This is a genomic window from Cupriavidus sp. SIMBA_020 (assembly GCF_046535395.1).
Taxonomy (GTDB): domain Bacteria; phylum Pseudomonadota; class Gammaproteobacteria; order Burkholderiales; family Burkholderiaceae; genus Cupriavidus; species Cupriavidus campinensis.
The window spans coordinates 1-273 of record NZ_JAWRWU010000538.1 but is presented as its reverse complement, the minus strand read 5'-3'; the positions used below and the strand labels follow the sequence as shown (position 1 = coordinate 273).

At 63.7% G+C, this 273-nt stretch carries 1 pseudogene; it reads left to right on the top strand.

What is annotated here, in order from left to right:
* A pseudogene (locus SB751_RS30405) lies at positions 1-273 on the top strand (cation acetate symporter); the annotation flags it as partial.

Sequence of the window (273 nt, the reverse complement as noted above, 5' to 3'; positions counted from 1 at the left end):
ATGCGCGCAAGCCGCGCGAGCGGAATTTTCTTGCGCTGCTGTTGTGCCTGTCGCTCGGGACCGCGAGCCTCCCGCACATCCTCACGCGCTACAACACGACGACGTCGGTGGCATCCGCGCGGCGCTCCGTCGGCTGGACATTGTTCTTCATCGCATTGTTCTACCTGAGCGTGCCCGTGCTCGCGGTGATGATCAAGTACGAGATTCTGACGAACCTCGTCGGGCGGCCGATCGCGGAGCTACCGGCGTGGGTCACGCAGTGGCATCACTTCG